Genomic DNA, 13,863 nt, shown 5'->3' on the forward strand with positions numbered 1-13,863 from the left:
ACTGGCCGCCCGCGGTGCTTGGCTCTACCCTGTGCCGATGCGCACCGTTCCCAGCCTGCTGCTCAACACCGAGACCATCGAACTGCTGCCGGCCGCGCGACTGCGCGCGCGCAGCAACGCCGACGCGCGGCAGCTTGCGCAGGCGACCTGGCTGCTGCGGCGCAAGCACGACGGGCGCTACCTGGCGACCGCGAACGCACACGGGCTGCACGCGCTGGTGCCGCGGCTGATGCACGAACCCGGCATCGAGGCGGCACTGGATCGGCTCGACGCGCTGCCCGCACGCGGCGCGATAACCGCGGACGAGGCCTGGTTGCCGCTGCACGCGCTGCAGGAGCGACTGGACCAGTTGGGCCTGGCCGCCGACGCCTACGCGCAGCGCACCGGCCTGCCGCTGCAGCCGGAACCAGCCACCCTGCACGCGGCCGGCGACGACCGCTACCGACGCCCGCTGTGGCTGAGCGCGGGTGCCGCACGCGCCTGGCACGCGCTGCGCCATGCCGCGGCACGCGATGGCGTGGTACTGGAGGCGATCTCCGGCTATCGCAGCCACGCCTATCAACTGGGCATCTTCGCGCGCAAGTTCGCCCGTGGGCAGACCCTGGAGCAGATCCTCGCGGTCAACGCCGCGCCGGGCTTCAGCGAGCACCACAGCGGGCACGCGCTGGACATCGGCACGCCCGACGAGCCGCCGGCCGAGGAAAGCTTCGAGCGCACGCCAGCCTTCGCCTGGCTGCGCGAACATGCCGGCGCCTTCGGCTACCGGATGAGCTATCCGCGCGACAACCCGCATGGCATCGTCTACGAACCCTGGCACTGGTGCTGGCAGGAGGCCGCTTGCGCATGACCCGTTCCGACACATCCCGGCCGCGCGCCGGCACAGCCGCCTGGCGGGCATTGGCCCTCCTGGCCCTGGCGCTGCCCACCTGCGCCGCCGCGCAATGGCACGACCGGCAGGGCCAGGCCTTGCCCGACAGCGCCGAGCGCGGGCACGACAAGGCCTTCGCCGCCGCGCTGCAGATCGCCGACGACGCCGACTTCGCCGCGTTCGCACAGGAGTGGGGGCAGACCGACGCCGCGCACGCGCCGCAGTTGCGTACGATCGCGCGCGCGCAGCGCGGCCAGTTGCTGCGCGTGGCGCTGCTGTACTCCGGCTGCGCGCCCAGCCCCAACAACGACGGCGCCTGCGACGCGCAGATGAGCCTGCGCGTGCTCGGCCCCGATGGCAGCACGACCCTGCAGGATCCGATGCGGCCACTGGGCATGGGTGGACCACCGGCCGCCGCCGGCCTGCTGGAACTGGCGCCGCTGTCGGTGCAACTGCGCTTCGAGGACAGCGACCCGCTCGGCACCTACACCGTGCAGGTCACGGTCAACGACCCCAGCCAGGACGCGTGGGTGCGGTTGAAGACGCAGGTGGAACTGGTCGGCGACCGCTGAGCGCGGCGCGCGGCCCAACCCACGAGCCGACCAGCGCGGACAAGACGGCTAGCGCGCGTGTAGCGCCCACACCCTGAGTCGCCGCGGCGACGGCATCGCGCCGCACCGCTGCAGCTTCGCTCCTGCAAGGTTTTCAAGCACGCCTTTGGCACTTACCGCTGCTGCGCTTGGCATGCTTCGCCCCTGTGCCGAAGTGACTCCGGCTCAGCGCCGCAGCGCATCCACCGCCCACAGCAGCCAACCCAGCATCAGCGTGGTGCCGCCGATCGGCGCCAGCCGGGTCGGCCACTGCGCCAGCGCGTTGCCGGCCAGGCTGCCGGAGAACAGCAAGGTGCCGAGCAGCAGCAGGCACAGCGCACTGCGGCCGAGCAGGCGTTCGCTGCGGCGGCCCAGCGCCGCCAGCGCCACGCCGTGGCCGAAGGCATACAGCGCCGCGGTCTGCAGATGCGATTGCGCCAGGGGCTCGGCAACGCCGTGCGAGGCATAGGCGGACAGGCCGATGGCCACGGCCGCAAGCAGCGCGCCGGCGCTGCACAGCCAGAACGGCCCGCGCGTACGGCGATCGAACGTCAGCATGTGCGTTCCCTCCGGGAGCGCGGCAGCGTTTGCCGTCCCCCATAAACAGAACGCGCCGCAAGATGCGGCGCGTTCCGGTTCACTCGTCCACCAGGACAGGACTTACTTGATCGCCCAGTAGATGTCGTAGGTGCCTTCCGGCGTGAACGCCTTGTCCACGCCGCCCTTCCAGGCTTCGTACGGACGGTCGGTCACGTCGTAGCCGCTGGTCGCGGCCCAGGCACGCAGCGCATTGCGCGCCGCATCCAGGCCCGCCATGTGGCCGGTGTAGCTGGCGAAGGCGGAACGGTGCGCTTCGGTGCGCAGGTAGGTCACCGGGGCGCCCTGCGGGATGGTCACCTTCAGCGGCTCGCCAGAGGCGGCAACCGGGGTGGCATCGACCGGCGCGGCAGCCGCGTCGTCCTTCTTGTCGTCCTTCTTCTCATCCTTCTTGGCGTCGTCCTTCGGCGCGCCACCGGCACGCTTGCGCACCGGCTGGGCGACGTCGAACGCGTACTTGTCCGAACCGAAGTCGGTGGTGACGATGCGCACCGGACCGGCCGCTTCCAGGCCGTTGGCGTCCATCACCCGCTTGATCCACTCCTGGTTGTCCTTGATGGACTTCTTGATGGAGTCGTTGTCGCGGTCGATGTTGCCGGCGTTGACCACCAGCAGGTCCTCGGCCGGGACGTCGACGACCTTCAGGTCCTTCAACGGGGTGTCGTCGGAGCGGTAGTCCACGTTCGGCACGGTGGCCAGCACGTTGCTCAGGCGCGACAGGCCCAGCTTGATGTCGTCGCCGACATGGCGGCTGACGTACAGGCCGGCGTAACGACCCAGCAGGTCCCAACCGTACTTGACGGTGTAGTCCTGGGTGATCTTCACGTTGCGGCCGTTCTTGCCGGTCGGCTCGAGCTTGAAGCTGGTGGTCTTGTCCTTGCCCTTGGTCTCGTCCTCGATGGCGATGACCACGTCCTTGTTCTTCTCGGTCGAGGTGATGGTCCAGCTACCCTTGCCGATGTAGCCCTCCTTGGAGCTGTAGTCCAGGCGCGCGCCGACGCCGGATTCCGGGCCGGAGAGCTTCAGCTCGATGCGCGGGTCGCGCAGCACCAGAGGATTCCAGTCCTTGAACCGACGCAGGCTGTTGACCGTGTCATAGACGATGGTCATGCGCCGATTGGTCTCGACGCTTTCGGACATGTGACGCTCCGAGGGCAGCACTACGCCGACAATGACGAACAGGCCAGCCACGATCCCCAGGGCGATCAGGAACTCGATAATACGGGTCATTCAGGAGGTCTCCGGGGCCGATCCCACGGCCGGGTTGATGAAGCGAAGCGCCCATCCTAGCAGGCTTCGCTGTCCGTGGTCAGCACATCACGGAATGCCGCTTCGCCCTGCGCGGCAACGGCCTCGCGCGATGCCGGCAATCGCCGTGCATGCGGCACTGAGGGCGACCAGACCATTGTCCTGGCAGTGGCATCGGACAGACATGCGTGCCCGGCCATGGACCGCATCGAAGCGAGCAACGGCGGCGCCCCAAGGCCTGCAGGCGTGACGCATGCAGGCCGGACTCGGGCCAGACCACTGCCCCGAGCGGCACAGGCGCGACCGCCACGTACCGGCACGCTTCCCCAGCGCCCGGTCACGCTGGACCGGCCCGGCGTGCGCGATATCCGCCTTCGCGGGCTGTCCTCCTGTCGTGTTCAGACCGACTGCAGCGCGCGGCCGAACCAAACGCGACGCCAGGCTGGGCCGCCCCCCGCCCCGTCAGACCAGTTGCAGCTCGAACGCCTTCAACACCGCCCGCGTGCGGTCGCGCACGCCGAGCTTGGACAGGATGTTGGAGACGTGGTTCTTGATCGTGCCCTCGGCCACGCCCAGCGAATTGGCGATCTCCTTGTTGGAGAAGCCGCTGGCCATCAGCCGCAGGATCTCGGTCTCGCGGTCGGTCAGCGGGTCGGGCCGGTCCAGGCTGACGAAGTCGTTGCGCATGTGCTCCAGGCCCGACAGCAGGCGCTGGGTCACCGCCGGCTGCACCAGCGAGCCGCCGGCGGCCACGGTGCGGATCGCGCCGACCAGTTGTTCCAGCGACACGTCCTTGAGCAGATAGCCCTTGGCCCCGGCCTTGAGCCCGGCCAGCACCAGTTGGTCGTCGTCGAAGGTGGTCAGGATGATGGTCGGCGGCAGCGCCGCGGCGCGCGACAGCGTCTGCAGCGCCTCCAGCCCGGACATCGACGGCATGCGCATGTCCATCAGCACCACGTCGGGGAGCACCTGCGGGATCAGCTCCACCGCCTGGCGGCCATCGTTGGCCTCGGCCACCACCTCGATGCCGCCGTCCAGCGCCAGCAGCGAGCGGATGCCCTGCCGCACCAGGGTTTGATCGTCGACCAGGCAGACACGGATCATCACAACACTCCTTGGGGAACGGCGGGCGGCAGCAGGGTGGCGGCGCCGGGAACGACGGCGCGCAGGCGGAAGCCGGCGCCGGGGGCGGCGGCCACATCCAGGCTGCCGCCATACTGACTCAGGCGCTCGCGCATGCCGCGCAGGCCGTTGCCGGGGGCCAGGGTCTCGCAACCGCGGCCGTCGTCGCGCGCCTGGATCACCACCTGCGGACCGTCGCGGCGCACCTCGATCCACAGATTGTCGGCCTGGGCGTGGCGCACCGCGTTGGTGATGATCTCCTGGGTGCAGCGCAGCAACACGTGTGCGCGCTCGGGATCCTCCACGGTCAGCGGCTCCTCCACCTGCAGGTGGATCTGCAGCGACGGCACCCGCTCGGCCAACGGCCGCAGCGCCGCCGCCAGGTCGATCGCACCGCTGTCGCGCAGCTGGCTCACCGCCTCGCGCACGTCGGTCAGCAGCAGCTTGGCCAGGGTATGCGCCTGCTGCACGTGCTCCTGGGCGCGACCCTCGGTGATGTGGCCGGCCACTTCCAGGTTCAGGCTCAGCGCGGTCAGGTGGTGGCCGAGCAGGTCGTGCAGTTCGCGCGAGATGCGGGTGCGCTCGTTGACCCGGGCGCTCTCGGCCAGCAGCGCGCGGGTAGCGCGCAGCTCGGCATTGAGCTGGCGCTGCTCCTCCCGCGCCTGGGTCTGCTGCCGCGCGACCAGGCTGGTGACGAAGATGAACATGGAGAAGCCGCCGTACAGCAGCGACTGCATCAGCGCCTCGAACGGCGGGAAGCCGATGGTCAGGTACACCGGCAGCACCGCCAGCTGGCTCAGCAGCAGCCAGGCCACGCCGGCGCGCACCGGCAGCAGCCAGGGGATCACCCCGGCCGCCACCATCATCAGGATGCTGCCCAGCCCGGAGCGGTGCAGGTAGCCGACCGCCAGCGCGCAGATGGTCAGCAGCACCAGCATGCCGCGGTCGTACCAGCGCACGCCGTCGCCGCTGTGCAGGCGCCGGGTCAGCAGGAAATAGACCACGCCGAAGCCCAGGTAGCTGGTCAGCAGCAGCCACACCTCGCCGCTGGGCATCCGTCCCGATTCCTCGACCGGTTCCCAGTACAGGTACAGCAACGGCATGCAGATGACCGCCCAGGTGAACAGGCCGGCATAGCGCAGAACGCGGGTGTGGCTGAGATATCCCAACATGCAGCCATCTTAGGATGAACGGCGCGCATTGCACTCCCACGGAAGTCATGCCGCCGCGGCTCGCCGGCCCGGGTCGCGCGTGCGATAATCCTGCCCGGCGGCCCGCACGGGGCCGCGCGCGCATCAGCAATGGAGTCTCAATGTCGATCGTCATCCGCGACGTGCGCGAGCACGAGCTCGATTCGGTCCTGGCCCTGAACAACAACGCCGGACTGGCGATCCTGCCGCTGGATTCGGCCAAGCTGCACCGCTTCTACGACACCGCAGAGTACTTCCGCGTCGCCGAGCGCGACGGCAACCTGGCCGGCTTCCTGGTCGGGTTCGGTAGCGACAGCGCCCACGACAGCAGCAATTTCGCCTGGTTTCGCGAGCGCTACCCACAGTTTTTCTATATCGACCGCATCGTGGTGGCCAGCCGCCGCCGCGGTGGTGGCGTCGGCCGGGCGTTCTATGCCGACGTGCAGAGCTACGCCGAGTTGCGCTACCCGCAACTGGCGTGCGAGGTTTTTCTGGATCACGGTGCCGATGCGGCGCTGCTGTTCCATGGCAGCTTCGGCTTCCGCGAAGTGGGCCAGAACACGATGAACGAAGTGGAGGTGCGTGCGAGCATGCTGTTGAAGGATCTGTGCAGTTACGCGTGGGTGCGCGAAACCTACGGCGACACCCTGCCCGACCTGCCCTGGGCCGGCCACGCCCATCGTCTGCAGCGGGCGCAGCGCCCGACCGGGACCTGAGCGTGTCGTCGGTGAATCTGGATTTCGAGCAGGCCGGCGAACTGAAGATCGGTCAGGTCGGCATCGCCAACCTGCGCGTGCGCACGCTGGACGTGGCGCGGCTGAGCCAGGAGATGCGCGAGCGGGTACAACGTGCGCCCAAGCTGTTCGGCCGTGCCGCGGTGATCATCGATTTCGGCGGCCTGGCGCAGACCCCGGACACGGCCACCGCGCAGGCGCTGCTGGACGGCCTGCGCGACGCCGGTGTACTGCCGGTGGCGCTGGCCTACGGCACCCGCGAGATCGAGGAGCTGTCGGTGGCGCTGGGCCTGCCGCTGCTGGCCAAGTTCCGCGCGCAGTACGAGCGGTTCGATGGCGGCGCGCCCGCTGCGGCGCCGGCTCCGGTCTCGCCGCCGCCCCCGCCTCCGCCTCCGCCGCCACCCGCTCCCACGGCACGGCCGCAACCCGGGCGCATGCAGAAGAGTGCGGTGCGCTCCGGGCAACAGCTGTATGCGGAGAATTGCGACCTGACCGTGGTGGCCACCGTCGGCGCCGGCGCCGAGGTCATCTCCGACGGCAGCATCCACATCTACGGCAGCCTGCGCGGCCGCGCTCTGGCCGGCGCCCAGGGCAACACCGAGGCGCGGATCTTCTGCCGCGACTTCCACGCCGAACTGGTCGCCATTGCCGGCCACTACAAGGTGCTGGACGATATTCCCAAGGAACTGCGTGGCAAGGCCGTCCAGGTCTGGCTGGAGCAGGACCAGATCATGATCGCCGCGCAAGACTGACGCGGCCCAACCACGAACGTATCAGGAGATAGTCCTTTGGCTGAAATTATCGTTGTCACCTCCGGCAAGGGCGGCGTCGGCAAGACCACCACCAGCGCGAGCCTGGCCTGCGGGTTGGCGCGACGCGGCAAGAAGGTCGCGGTGATCGACTTCGACGTGGGCCTGCGCAACCTCGACCTGATCATGGGCTGCGAGCGCCGCGTGGTGTACGACTTCGTCAACGTGGTGCACAACGAAGCCACGCTGAAGCAGGCGCTGATCAAGGACAAGCGCTTCGACAACCTGTTCGTGCTGGCCGCCTCGCAGACCCGCGACAAGGACGCGCTGACCCAGGAAGGCGTGGAGAAGGTGCTCAAGGACCTGGCCGCCGACGGCTTCGACTACATCGTCTGCGATTCGCCGGCCGGCATCGAGAAGGGCGCGTTCCTGGCGATGTACTTCGCCGACCGCGCGGTGGTGGTGGTCAATCCGGAAGTGTCCTCGGTGCGCGACTCCGACCGCATCCTCGGCCTGCTCGACTCCAAGACCCACAAGGCCGAGAGCGGCAAGAGCCTGCCCGCGTTCCTGCTGCTGACCCGCTACAGCCCGGCGCGCGTGGAAACCGGCGAGATGCTCAGCATCACCGACGTGGAGGAGGTGCTCGGCCTGAAGGCGATCGGCGTGATCCCCGAATCCGGCGACGTGCTCAACGCCTCCAACAAGGGCGAGCCGGTGATCCTGGACGGCGAATCCCCGGCCGGCCAGGCCTACGATGACGCCGTGGCGCGCATTCTCGGCGAGGAACGTCCGATGCGTTTCATCTCCGTGGAGAAGAAGGGCTTCTTCACCAAGTTGTTCGGAGGGTGAGCATGGGACTATTCGATTTCCTCAAGACCAAGAAGAACACCGCCGAAACCGCGAAGAACCGCCTGCAGATCATCATCGCGCAGGAGCGCAACCACCGCGGCGGCCCGGACTACCTGCCGCTGCTGCAGCGCGAGCTGCTGGAAGTGATCAAGAAGTACGTCAACATCGACGCCGACGCGGTCAAGGTGGACCTGGTCAAGGACGGCGAGCACGACGTGCTCGACATCTCCGTCGCCCTGCCGGAAGGCCCGACGCCCTGAGGCCGTGCGTCGGCCGCGGCAGGCGCCGCGGCTGACGCACCGGTCGCGCCGGCGCGGTGCCTGCGGTGATCGGGCGCGCCCGCCGCGCCCTTTCCGTCCAACGAAGTTCACCCCATGCAGACCGATACCGCCCCTGCCGCTGACGCCCCCCAGGTGCTGACCGTGGGCGCGATCGGCCTGGACGCGCCGCGCGCGCTGCTGGCCGGCTACGGGCTGGCCCTGCACCGCGTCGCCGACGGCGCCGCCATTCCCGGCAGCTACTGGGGCGAGCCGGAAGCCGGGGTGATCGCCAGCGACGTCTACGTGCGCGACGACACGCCGGTGCATTCGCTGCTGCACGAGGCCTGCCACCTGATCGTGCTGCCGCCGCAGCGGCGCGCGCAGGTGCATACCGACGCCACCGACTCGGTGGAAGAGGAAGACGCCACCTGCTACCTGCAGATCGTGCTGGCCGACGCCCTGCCCGGCGTGGGCCGCGCGCGGCTGATGGCGGACATGGACGCCTGGGGCTACACCTACCGGCTCGGCTCCACCCGCGCCTGGTTCGAACAGGACGCCGACGACGCGCGCGCCTGGCTGGCGCAACGCGGGCTGCTGCCGGCGCAGGCTTAGTCACCATTCCGGGCAGGCCGCGTTGGCCCTCCAAGGCCGTCAGGTTTGCGTCGCGTGGCACGACGATGATGGCCTTGCCGCGCCAACCCAAAAGGCCGCCCCTTTGCGCACGCCTGGGATTTGGTGACAGGCGCTAGCCCGTCACTCCGGCGCAGACGACGGCGGCGACATCCCGGAGCGCTTCAGCGCGCTGCTCAAATCCAGGGTCGCGCGGGTGCCGCTGCCGGCCGGCGAATCCAGGTGCAGCGCCCAGCCCAGGTGCTCGCACAGCCGCGCGATCAGGTCCAGGCCGATGCCGCTGCCCTCGCGGCTGCCGCCGCCGCGCGCCATGCGCATGTAGATCGCGCTGATTTCTTCCGGGCTCATGCCGTGGCCGGGGTCGTCGATGCAGACCACGCCCGGCGCCGGCATGGTGATCTCGATCCGGCCCTTGTCGCTGTTCTCGATGGCGTTGCGCAGCAGGTTGCCGATCGCCACCTGCACGATCGCCAGCGGGGTCAGCACCTCGCACGGCGGCAGCGGTGCCAGCACCAGTTCCAGGCGCTTGTCCGCGCACAGGTGACGATGGTCCTCGACGATCTCCGGCAGCAGCTGGTCCAGCCGCACCAGGTCGTTGCCACGCGCCAGCCGCGCCGGGTCCTTGGCCAGCACCAGCAGCAGCGAGATCAACTGGCCGACGCCGCTGGCGGTGCGGCGGATGCGCAGCAACTGGTTGCGCACGCTGGGCGGCACGTCGTGCTGCTCCAGCGCCAACTCGGCGGCGCCGCCGATCACCGCCACCGGCGTGCGCAGTTCGTGGCTGGTGCTGTCGATGAAGGCGCGCTCGCGCTCCACGAACAGGTCGTTGCGCGCCAGGTAATCGTTCAACGCCTCGGCGATCACCACCTGCTCGGCGCTGGCGCGCGGATGCACTTCGATGCGCTGCCCGGGCCGGTCCGGACGCAGACTGCCGATGCGCTGGGCCATGTCGGTCAGCGGCTGCACCACCCGGCCCATGCCCCAGGCCACCAGCGCGCCGAGCAGCAGCACCGCCACCGCGTTGGACACAAGCATCCACAGCGCCAGGTTGTCCTCGTGGTCGTGCAGCTCGGTGATGTCCAGCGTCAGCGCCAGGCGGCGGCCGCGCACGTCCTGCACCAGCACCACCTTCTCGCTGCCTTCCAGTTGCACTTCGTCGTGCAGGCCGGGGCCCAGCGCTGCCACTGCCGGCGGCAGCGGCGCCCCGCCCTCGTCGCCGTACAGGCTCACGGTGCGGGTGTCGATCCAGCGGTAGTCCGGATCGGCCGCGCTGCGCGCCAGGAAGTGGTCCAGTTCGGAGGTCAGCAGCGAACGCCAGGTGAGCTGCTCGGCCTGGTCGTTGACGATGTAGCCATGCACGAACACCGCCAGCGACAGCAGCGCCGCGTAGCCCACCAGCCACAGGGTCAGCCGCTGCCGCAGGCCGGCCCTAGTCGGCATGCTCGCCCTCGTGGGGGCCGACCACCGCCAGGCGGTAGCCGATGCGTGGCAGGGTGTGGATCAGCTTGGCCGCGAACGGGCCATCGACGCTGCGGCGCAGGTCGTAGATGTGCGAGCGCAGCATGTCCCCGTCCGGCGGCTCGTCGCCCCACAGCGCCTGCTCCAGGCGGTCGCGGGTGACCGCCGCCGGGCTGGCCTGCATCAGCACCTCCAGCAGCTTGCGGCAGGCCGGGTACAGATGCAGGGCACGCCCGCCGCGGGTCACTTCCAGCGTGGACAGGTCCATCTGCAGGTCGCCCACGCGCAGCAGCTTGCTGCGGCCGCGGCCGCTGGCGCGCACCAGCAACGCCTCCAGCCGCACTTCCAGCTCCGGCAGCGCGAACGGCTTGGTCAGGTAATCGTCGGCGCCGGCGCGGAAGCCGGCGATCTTGTCCGGCAGTTCGTCGCGCGCGGTCAGCATGATCACCGGCACGTCGGCATGGTGCTCCTCGCGCAGCGCGCGCAGCACCTGCTGCCCGTCCAGCCGCGGCAGCATCCAGTCCAGGATCAGCGCGTCGTAGCGCTGGGTGGTGGCCAGGTGCAGCCCGGTGACGCCGTCCGGCGCCGCGTCCAGCGTGTGGCCGCGCACCTCGAAATAGTCGAACAGGTTGGCGACCAGGTTCCGGTTGTCTTCTATGACCAGCAGCCGCATGGGGGCGCTCGAATTCGGGGGACGGACCCGCCCATGCTAGCGGAAGCATGTCGGAACGCCGTCAGAACGGCGTCGCGTCTTGATCGAATCTCAATAAAACCTGGAAAGGATCCCAACACGGGGACGTCAGGCTGCCCTCCCCGCACACCGCCGCAGAGGCCCGACCGCGCCGTTTCCCCGCCACGTTCCCATGTCGCCGAGGCCGGTGGCCCGGCGCTTGCATGACGGCGACGGTGCGCAAGCTTTGCTGAAGCCTGGCCCTCTCATCCCGCAGTTCCGACAGCTATCCGACACCTGCAACCCGACCATGCCCCCACTTTCCCGCCGTCCCTGGCCGCCTTCGTCGACCATGCTCAGTACGCCCCTGCGATTGTCCGCTGCGGCGGCGCCCTACAGCGGCGCACGCCGGCACTTCTATCTCTCCCATCTGTGGGTGCCGCTGGCCCTGGTGCTGCTGGCCAGCACCGTGCTGATGGGCCTGGGCGGCGATTTCTGGATCGCCGACCTGCTGTATCGCTGGGAAGGCGGGCAGTGGGCGCTGAAGGATGCGGCGCTGACCCGTAGCCTGATCCACCACGACGGCAAGCTGCTGAGCGCCGCGGCCTGGGCGGTGACCGCGGGCCTGGCGGTGTGGGCCTGGCGCCGTCCCGATGGACGCCGCTACCGGCAGCCGCTGTTGTACCTGCTGCTGGCGGTGGCGCTGAGCACCGGCGTGGTGTCGCTGCTGAAGTCGGTAACCGACATGGACTGCCCCTGGGACCTGCTCCGCTACGGCGGCAATCGGATCTTCGTGGGCCTGTTCGAGACCCGCCCGGTGGGCATGCCGCGCGGGGTATGCTTCCCCGCCGGTCATTCCAGTGCCGGCTATGCCTGGGTGGGGCTGTACTTCGTTGCGCTGGCGCTCAAGCCGGCCTGGCGCTGGCCAGCGCTGGCGATCGGCCTCGGGGGAGGCCTGCTGTTCGGTCTCGGCCAACAGCTGCGCGGCGCGCATTTCATGTCGCACGACCTGTGGACGCTGGCCCTGTGCTGGGGCGTGGCACTGGGCCTGTACCGGGCGATGCTGTGGCCGGGCGCGATGCCGCAGGCCGACCGACGCCTTTCCACCACCAACGATGCCGCCGCATGAGCCGTTCCGCCGCCCCGCCCTCGCCGTCCACCCTGTCCCGCGCCCGCTGGTGGGCCTGGCGTCCGCAGTTGAGCAACGAGATGCTGGCGCTGGCGGCCAGCGCGTTCTTCGCCCTGGCCTGCAACGGCATGTTCTGGCGCAGCGCGATGAGCGGCCATGCCGGCGACATCAAGCTGGCGCTGTCGCTGTTCCTGCTGCTGCTGTCGGTGCACGGCCTGCTGCTCGGCCTGTTGCTGTGGCGCGGCATCGCCAAGCCGGTGCTGACGGTGCTGCTGATCACCACCGCGTTCGCCGCGCACTACATGAACAGCTACAGCGTCTACCTGGACGCGGACATGCTGCGCAACGTGCTGGCCACCGACCACAAGGAATCGCGCGAGCTGATGACGCCGGCGCTGATCGCGCCACTGCTGTTCTACGCGGTGCTGCCGATCCTGGTGCTGTGGCGGGTGCGGCTGATCCGGCGTTCGCCACTGAAGGCGCTGGCGATCCGCCTCGGCTTCCTGGTCGGCATGCTGGCGCTGGGCGGCGTCGCCGCGATGCTGTCGTTCCAGGACCTGTCGGCGATGATGCGCAACCATCGCGAGATCCGCTACCTGGCCACGCCGATCAACTACCTGGTCGCGCTGCGGCAGAACTTCAAGTCCGACAGCCCCACGCGCAAGGCGCCGAAGCTGCCGCTGGAACACGACGCCAAGGCCACCGCGCGCGCGCCGGGCAGCAAGCCGCGGCTGCTGGTGGTGGTGCTGGGCGAGACCGCCCGCGCGCAGAACTGGGGCCTCAACGGCTACGCGCGGCAAACCACGCCGGAGCTGGCCAAGCGCGACGTGATCAACTTCCCCGACATGCACTCCTGCGGCACCAGCACCGAGGTCTCGGTACCGTGCATGTTCTCGCCGTTCGGCCGCCACGACTACAACGAGAGCAACATCCGCAAGCACCAGTCGCTGCTGCACGTGCTCGAGCACGCCGGCATCGCCACGCTGTGGCGCGACAACCAGTCCGGCTGCAAGGGCGTGTGCGACGGCCTGCAGATCCAGCACCTGGACGATGCCAAGGATCCGCAACTGTGCAAGGACGGGCGCTGCATGGACGAGATCCTGCTGCAGGACCTGGCCGCTCAGGTGCGCGCCAAGCCCGGCGACCGCGTGGTGGTGCTGCACCAGCTCGGCAGCCACGGGCCCAGCTACTTCGAGCGCTACCCGGCCGGGTTCCGCCGCTTCACCCCGACCTGCGACACCGCCGACCTGGGCAACTGCAGCCGCGAGCTGATCACCAACGCCTACGACAACTCGCTGCTGTACACCGACCACCTGCTGGCGCGCACCATCGACACGCTGCAGGCGATGCCCGACTACGACACGGCGATGATCTACCTCTCCGACCACGGCGAGTCGCTGGGCGAGAAGGGCCTGTACCTGCACGGCGTGCCCTACGCGATCGCGCCGCAGGAGCAGACCCACGTGCCGATGGTGATGTGGTTCTCGCCGGGCTTCGCCAGCGCGCGCGGCCTGGACCTGGCCTGCCTGCAGGCGCGCTCGCGCAAGTACGCCGACCAGGACAACCTGTTCCCGTCGGTGCTGGGCCTGATGCAGGTCAAGACTGGCGTCTACGACCACGCGCGCGACCTGTTCGCGCAATGCGCCAAGCCGCAGTGACAGCCCGCTCACGGGCGGCCATGGCATGACGGGACACGGCGGCGCGGCCACGAGCGTGCCGCCCGAACTTGCGGCGTTGCGGGCGGGCCACTAGCCTTCCGGGCAATCGCC

The 13,863-nt window shown here is 69.5% G+C and carries 15 protein-coding genes; 9 read left to right on the forward strand and 6 right to left on the reverse strand.

Annotation, left to right across the window (positions count from 1 at the left end):
- The first annotated feature begins 37 nt into the window (after nt 1-37).
- Nucleotides 38-847, forward strand: a complete 810-nt coding sequence (locus tag GGR66_RS09925; RefSeq protein WP_184448169.1) for a M15 family metallopeptidase — start codon at nt 38-40, stop codon at nt 845-847.
- The gene (locus GGR66_RS09930) at nt 844-1,440 is read left to right on the forward strand and encodes a hypothetical protein (protein WP_184448170.1); all 597 of its coding nucleotides are present in this window, start codon (nt 844-846) and stop codon (nt 1,438-1,440) included. The genes GGR66_RS09925 and GGR66_RS09930 overlap by 4 nt, the downstream gene beginning before the upstream one ends.
- A gap of 204 nt (nt 1,441-1,644) precedes the next feature.
- Here the strand turns inward: GGR66_RS09930 and GGR66_RS09935 are convergent, their stop codons facing one another.
- From GGR66_RS09935 to GGR66_RS09950, 4 genes are all read right to left on the reverse strand, one after another.
- Nucleotides 1,645-2,016, reverse strand: a complete 372-nt coding sequence (locus GGR66_RS09935) for a DUF423 domain-containing protein (RefSeq protein ID WP_048491486.1) — start codon at nt 2,014-2,016, stop codon at nt 1,645-1,647.
- A gap of 102 nt (nt 2,017-2,118) precedes the next feature.
- The gene (locus GGR66_RS09940; RefSeq protein ID WP_160964364.1) at nt 2,119-3,285 is read right to left on the reverse strand and encodes a polyketide cyclase; all 1,167 of its coding nucleotides are present in this window, start codon (nt 3,283-3,285) and stop codon (nt 2,119-2,121) included.
- 480 nt (nt 3,286-3,765) lie between these two features.
- The gene (locus GGR66_RS09945; RefSeq protein ID WP_160964363.1) at nt 3,766-4,407 is read right to left on the reverse strand and encodes a response regulator transcription factor; all 642 of its coding nucleotides are present in this window, start codon (nt 4,405-4,407) and stop codon (nt 3,766-3,768) included.
- Complete coding sequence (locus GGR66_RS09950) at nt 4,407-5,597, reverse strand: sensor histidine kinase (protein ID WP_160964362.1); 1,191 nt, start codon at nt 5,595-5,597, stop codon at nt 4,407-4,409. The genes GGR66_RS09945 and GGR66_RS09950 overlap by 1 nt, the downstream gene beginning before the upstream one ends.
- A 140-nt stretch (nt 5,598-5,737) precedes the next feature.
- Between GGR66_RS09950 and GGR66_RS09955 the strand changes: the two genes are divergently transcribed.
- The 5 genes from GGR66_RS09955 (at nt 5,738) to GGR66_RS09975 (ending at nt 8,819) form a co-directional block, all read left to right on the forward strand.
- Nucleotides 5,738-6,331 (forward strand): GNAT family N-acetyltransferase, encoded by a 594-nt coding sequence (locus tag GGR66_RS09955; RefSeq protein ID WP_184448171.1) that lies wholly within the window; start codon nt 5,738-5,740, stop codon nt 6,329-6,331.
- 2 nt (nt 6,332-6,333) lie between these two features.
- On the forward strand, nt 6,334-7,101 hold the full coding sequence (minC, locus tag GGR66_RS09960; protein WP_184448172.1) for a septum site-determining protein MinC: 768 nt from the start codon (nt 6,334-6,336) through the stop codon (nt 7,099-7,101).
- Between the two features lie 36 nt (nt 7,102-7,137).
- Nucleotides 7,138-7,947: a septum site-determining protein MinD gene (minD, locus tag GGR66_RS09965; RefSeq protein ID WP_184448173.1), complete on the forward strand. Its 810-nt coding sequence runs from the start codon at nt 7,138-7,140 to the stop codon at nt 7,945-7,947.
- 2 nt (nt 7,948-7,949) lie between these two features.
- Entirely contained in the window at nt 7,950-8,207 is a 258-nt protein-coding gene (gene minE / locus GGR66_RS09970) for a cell division topological specificity factor MinE (RefSeq protein WP_160964358.1), read from the forward strand.
- A 114-nt stretch (nt 8,208-8,321) separates the two neighbouring features.
- Nucleotides 8,322-8,819, forward strand: a complete 498-nt coding sequence (locus GGR66_RS09975) for a hypothetical protein (protein ID WP_184448174.1) — start codon at nt 8,322-8,324, stop codon at nt 8,817-8,819.
- Nucleotides 8,820-8,960: 141 nt separating this feature from the next.
- Here GGR66_RS09975 and GGR66_RS09980 read toward each other — a convergent pair whose 3' ends face one another.
- Nucleotides 8,961-10,277 carry a HAMP domain-containing sensor histidine kinase gene (locus tag GGR66_RS09980; RefSeq protein WP_160964356.1) on the reverse strand — a complete coding sequence of 439 codons (1,317 nt, stop codon included), beginning with the start codon at nt 10,275-10,277 and terminating at the stop codon, nt 8,961-8,963.
- Nucleotides 10,267-10,968, reverse strand: coding sequence for a response regulator transcription factor (locus tag GGR66_RS09985; protein ID WP_160964355.1), 702 nt, complete (start codon nt 10,966-10,968; stop codon nt 10,267-10,269). Before GGR66_RS09985 ends, GGR66_RS09980 begins: the two co-directional genes overlap by 11 nt.
- A gap of 349 nt (nt 10,969-11,317) precedes the next feature.
- On the opposite strand from GGR66_RS09985, the gene GGR66_RS09990 reads away from it, so the two are divergent.
- Together GGR66_RS09990 and GGR66_RS09995 are read left to right on the forward strand one after the other, a co-directional pair.
- Nucleotides 11,318-12,094 (forward strand): phosphatase PAP2 family protein, encoded by a 777-nt coding sequence (locus tag GGR66_RS09990; RefSeq protein ID WP_184448175.1) that lies wholly within the window; start codon nt 11,318-11,320, stop codon nt 12,092-12,094.
- Nucleotides 12,091-13,752: a phosphoethanolamine--lipid A transferase gene (locus GGR66_RS09995; RefSeq protein ID WP_184448176.1), complete on the forward strand. Its 1,662-nt coding sequence runs from the start codon at nt 12,091-12,093 to the stop codon at nt 13,750-13,752. Before GGR66_RS09990 ends, GGR66_RS09995 begins: the two co-directional genes overlap by 4 nt.
- Nucleotides 13,753-13,863 lie beyond the last annotated feature (111 nt).

Origin of the sequence: Xanthomonas sp. 3498 (assembly GCF_014199795.1) — a bacterium.
GTDB lineage: Bacteria > Pseudomonadota > Gammaproteobacteria > Xanthomonadales > Xanthomonadaceae > Xanthomonas_A > Xanthomonas_A rydalmerensis.

What these genes read in the sequence shown, in the direction of transcription:
- GGR66_RS09955 (WP_184448171.1), top strand. Translation starts at nt 5,738, where the DNA reads ATGTCGATCGTCATCCGCGACGTGCGCGAGCACGAGCTCGATTCGGTC.
- GGR66_RS09950 (WP_160964362.1), bottom strand. Translation starts at nt 5,597, where the DNA reads ATGTTGGGATATCTCAGCCACACCCGCGTTCTGCGCTATGCCGGCCTG.
- GGR66_RS09930 (WP_184448170.1), top strand. Translation starts at nt 844, where the DNA reads ATGACCCGTTCCGACACATCCCGGCCGCGCGCCGGCACAGCCGCCTGG.
- GGR66_RS09990 (WP_184448175.1), top strand. Translation starts at nt 11,318, where the DNA reads ATGCTCAGTACGCCCCTGCGATTGTCCGCTGCGGCGGCGCCCTACAGC.
- GGR66_RS09975 (WP_184448174.1), top strand. Translation starts at nt 8,322, where the DNA reads ATGCAGACCGATACCGCCCCTGCCGCTGACGCCCCCCAGGTGCTGACC.
- GGR66_RS09945 (WP_160964363.1), bottom strand. Translation starts at nt 4,407, where the DNA reads ATGATCCGTGTCTGCCTGGTCGACGATCAAACCCTGGTGCGGCAGGGC.
- GGR66_RS09995 (WP_184448176.1), top strand. Translation starts at nt 12,091, where the DNA reads ATGAGCCGTTCCGCCGCCCCGCCCTCGCCGTCCACCCTGTCCCGCGCC.
- GGR66_RS09940 (WP_160964364.1), bottom strand. Translation starts at nt 3,285, where the DNA reads ATGACCCGTATTATCGAGTTCCTGATCGCCCTGGGGATCGTGGCTGGC.
- GGR66_RS09935 (WP_048491486.1), bottom strand. Translation starts at nt 2,016, where the DNA reads ATGCTGACGTTCGATCGCCGTACGCGCGGGCCGTTCTGGCTGTGCAGC.
- GGR66_RS09925 (WP_184448169.1), top strand. Translation starts at nt 38, where the DNA reads ATGCGCACCGTTCCCAGCCTGCTGCTCAACACCGAGACCATCGAACTG.
- GGR66_RS09985 (WP_160964355.1), bottom strand. Translation starts at nt 10,968, where the DNA reads ATGCGGCTGCTGGTCATAGAAGACAACCGGAACCTGGTCGCCAACCTG.
- GGR66_RS09980 (WP_160964356.1), bottom strand. Translation starts at nt 10,277, where the DNA reads ATGCCGACTAGGGCCGGCCTGCGGCAGCGGCTGACCCTGTGGCTGGTG.
- minE (WP_160964358.1), top strand. Translation starts at nt 7,950, where the DNA reads ATGGGACTATTCGATTTCCTCAAGACCAAGAAGAACACCGCCGAAACC.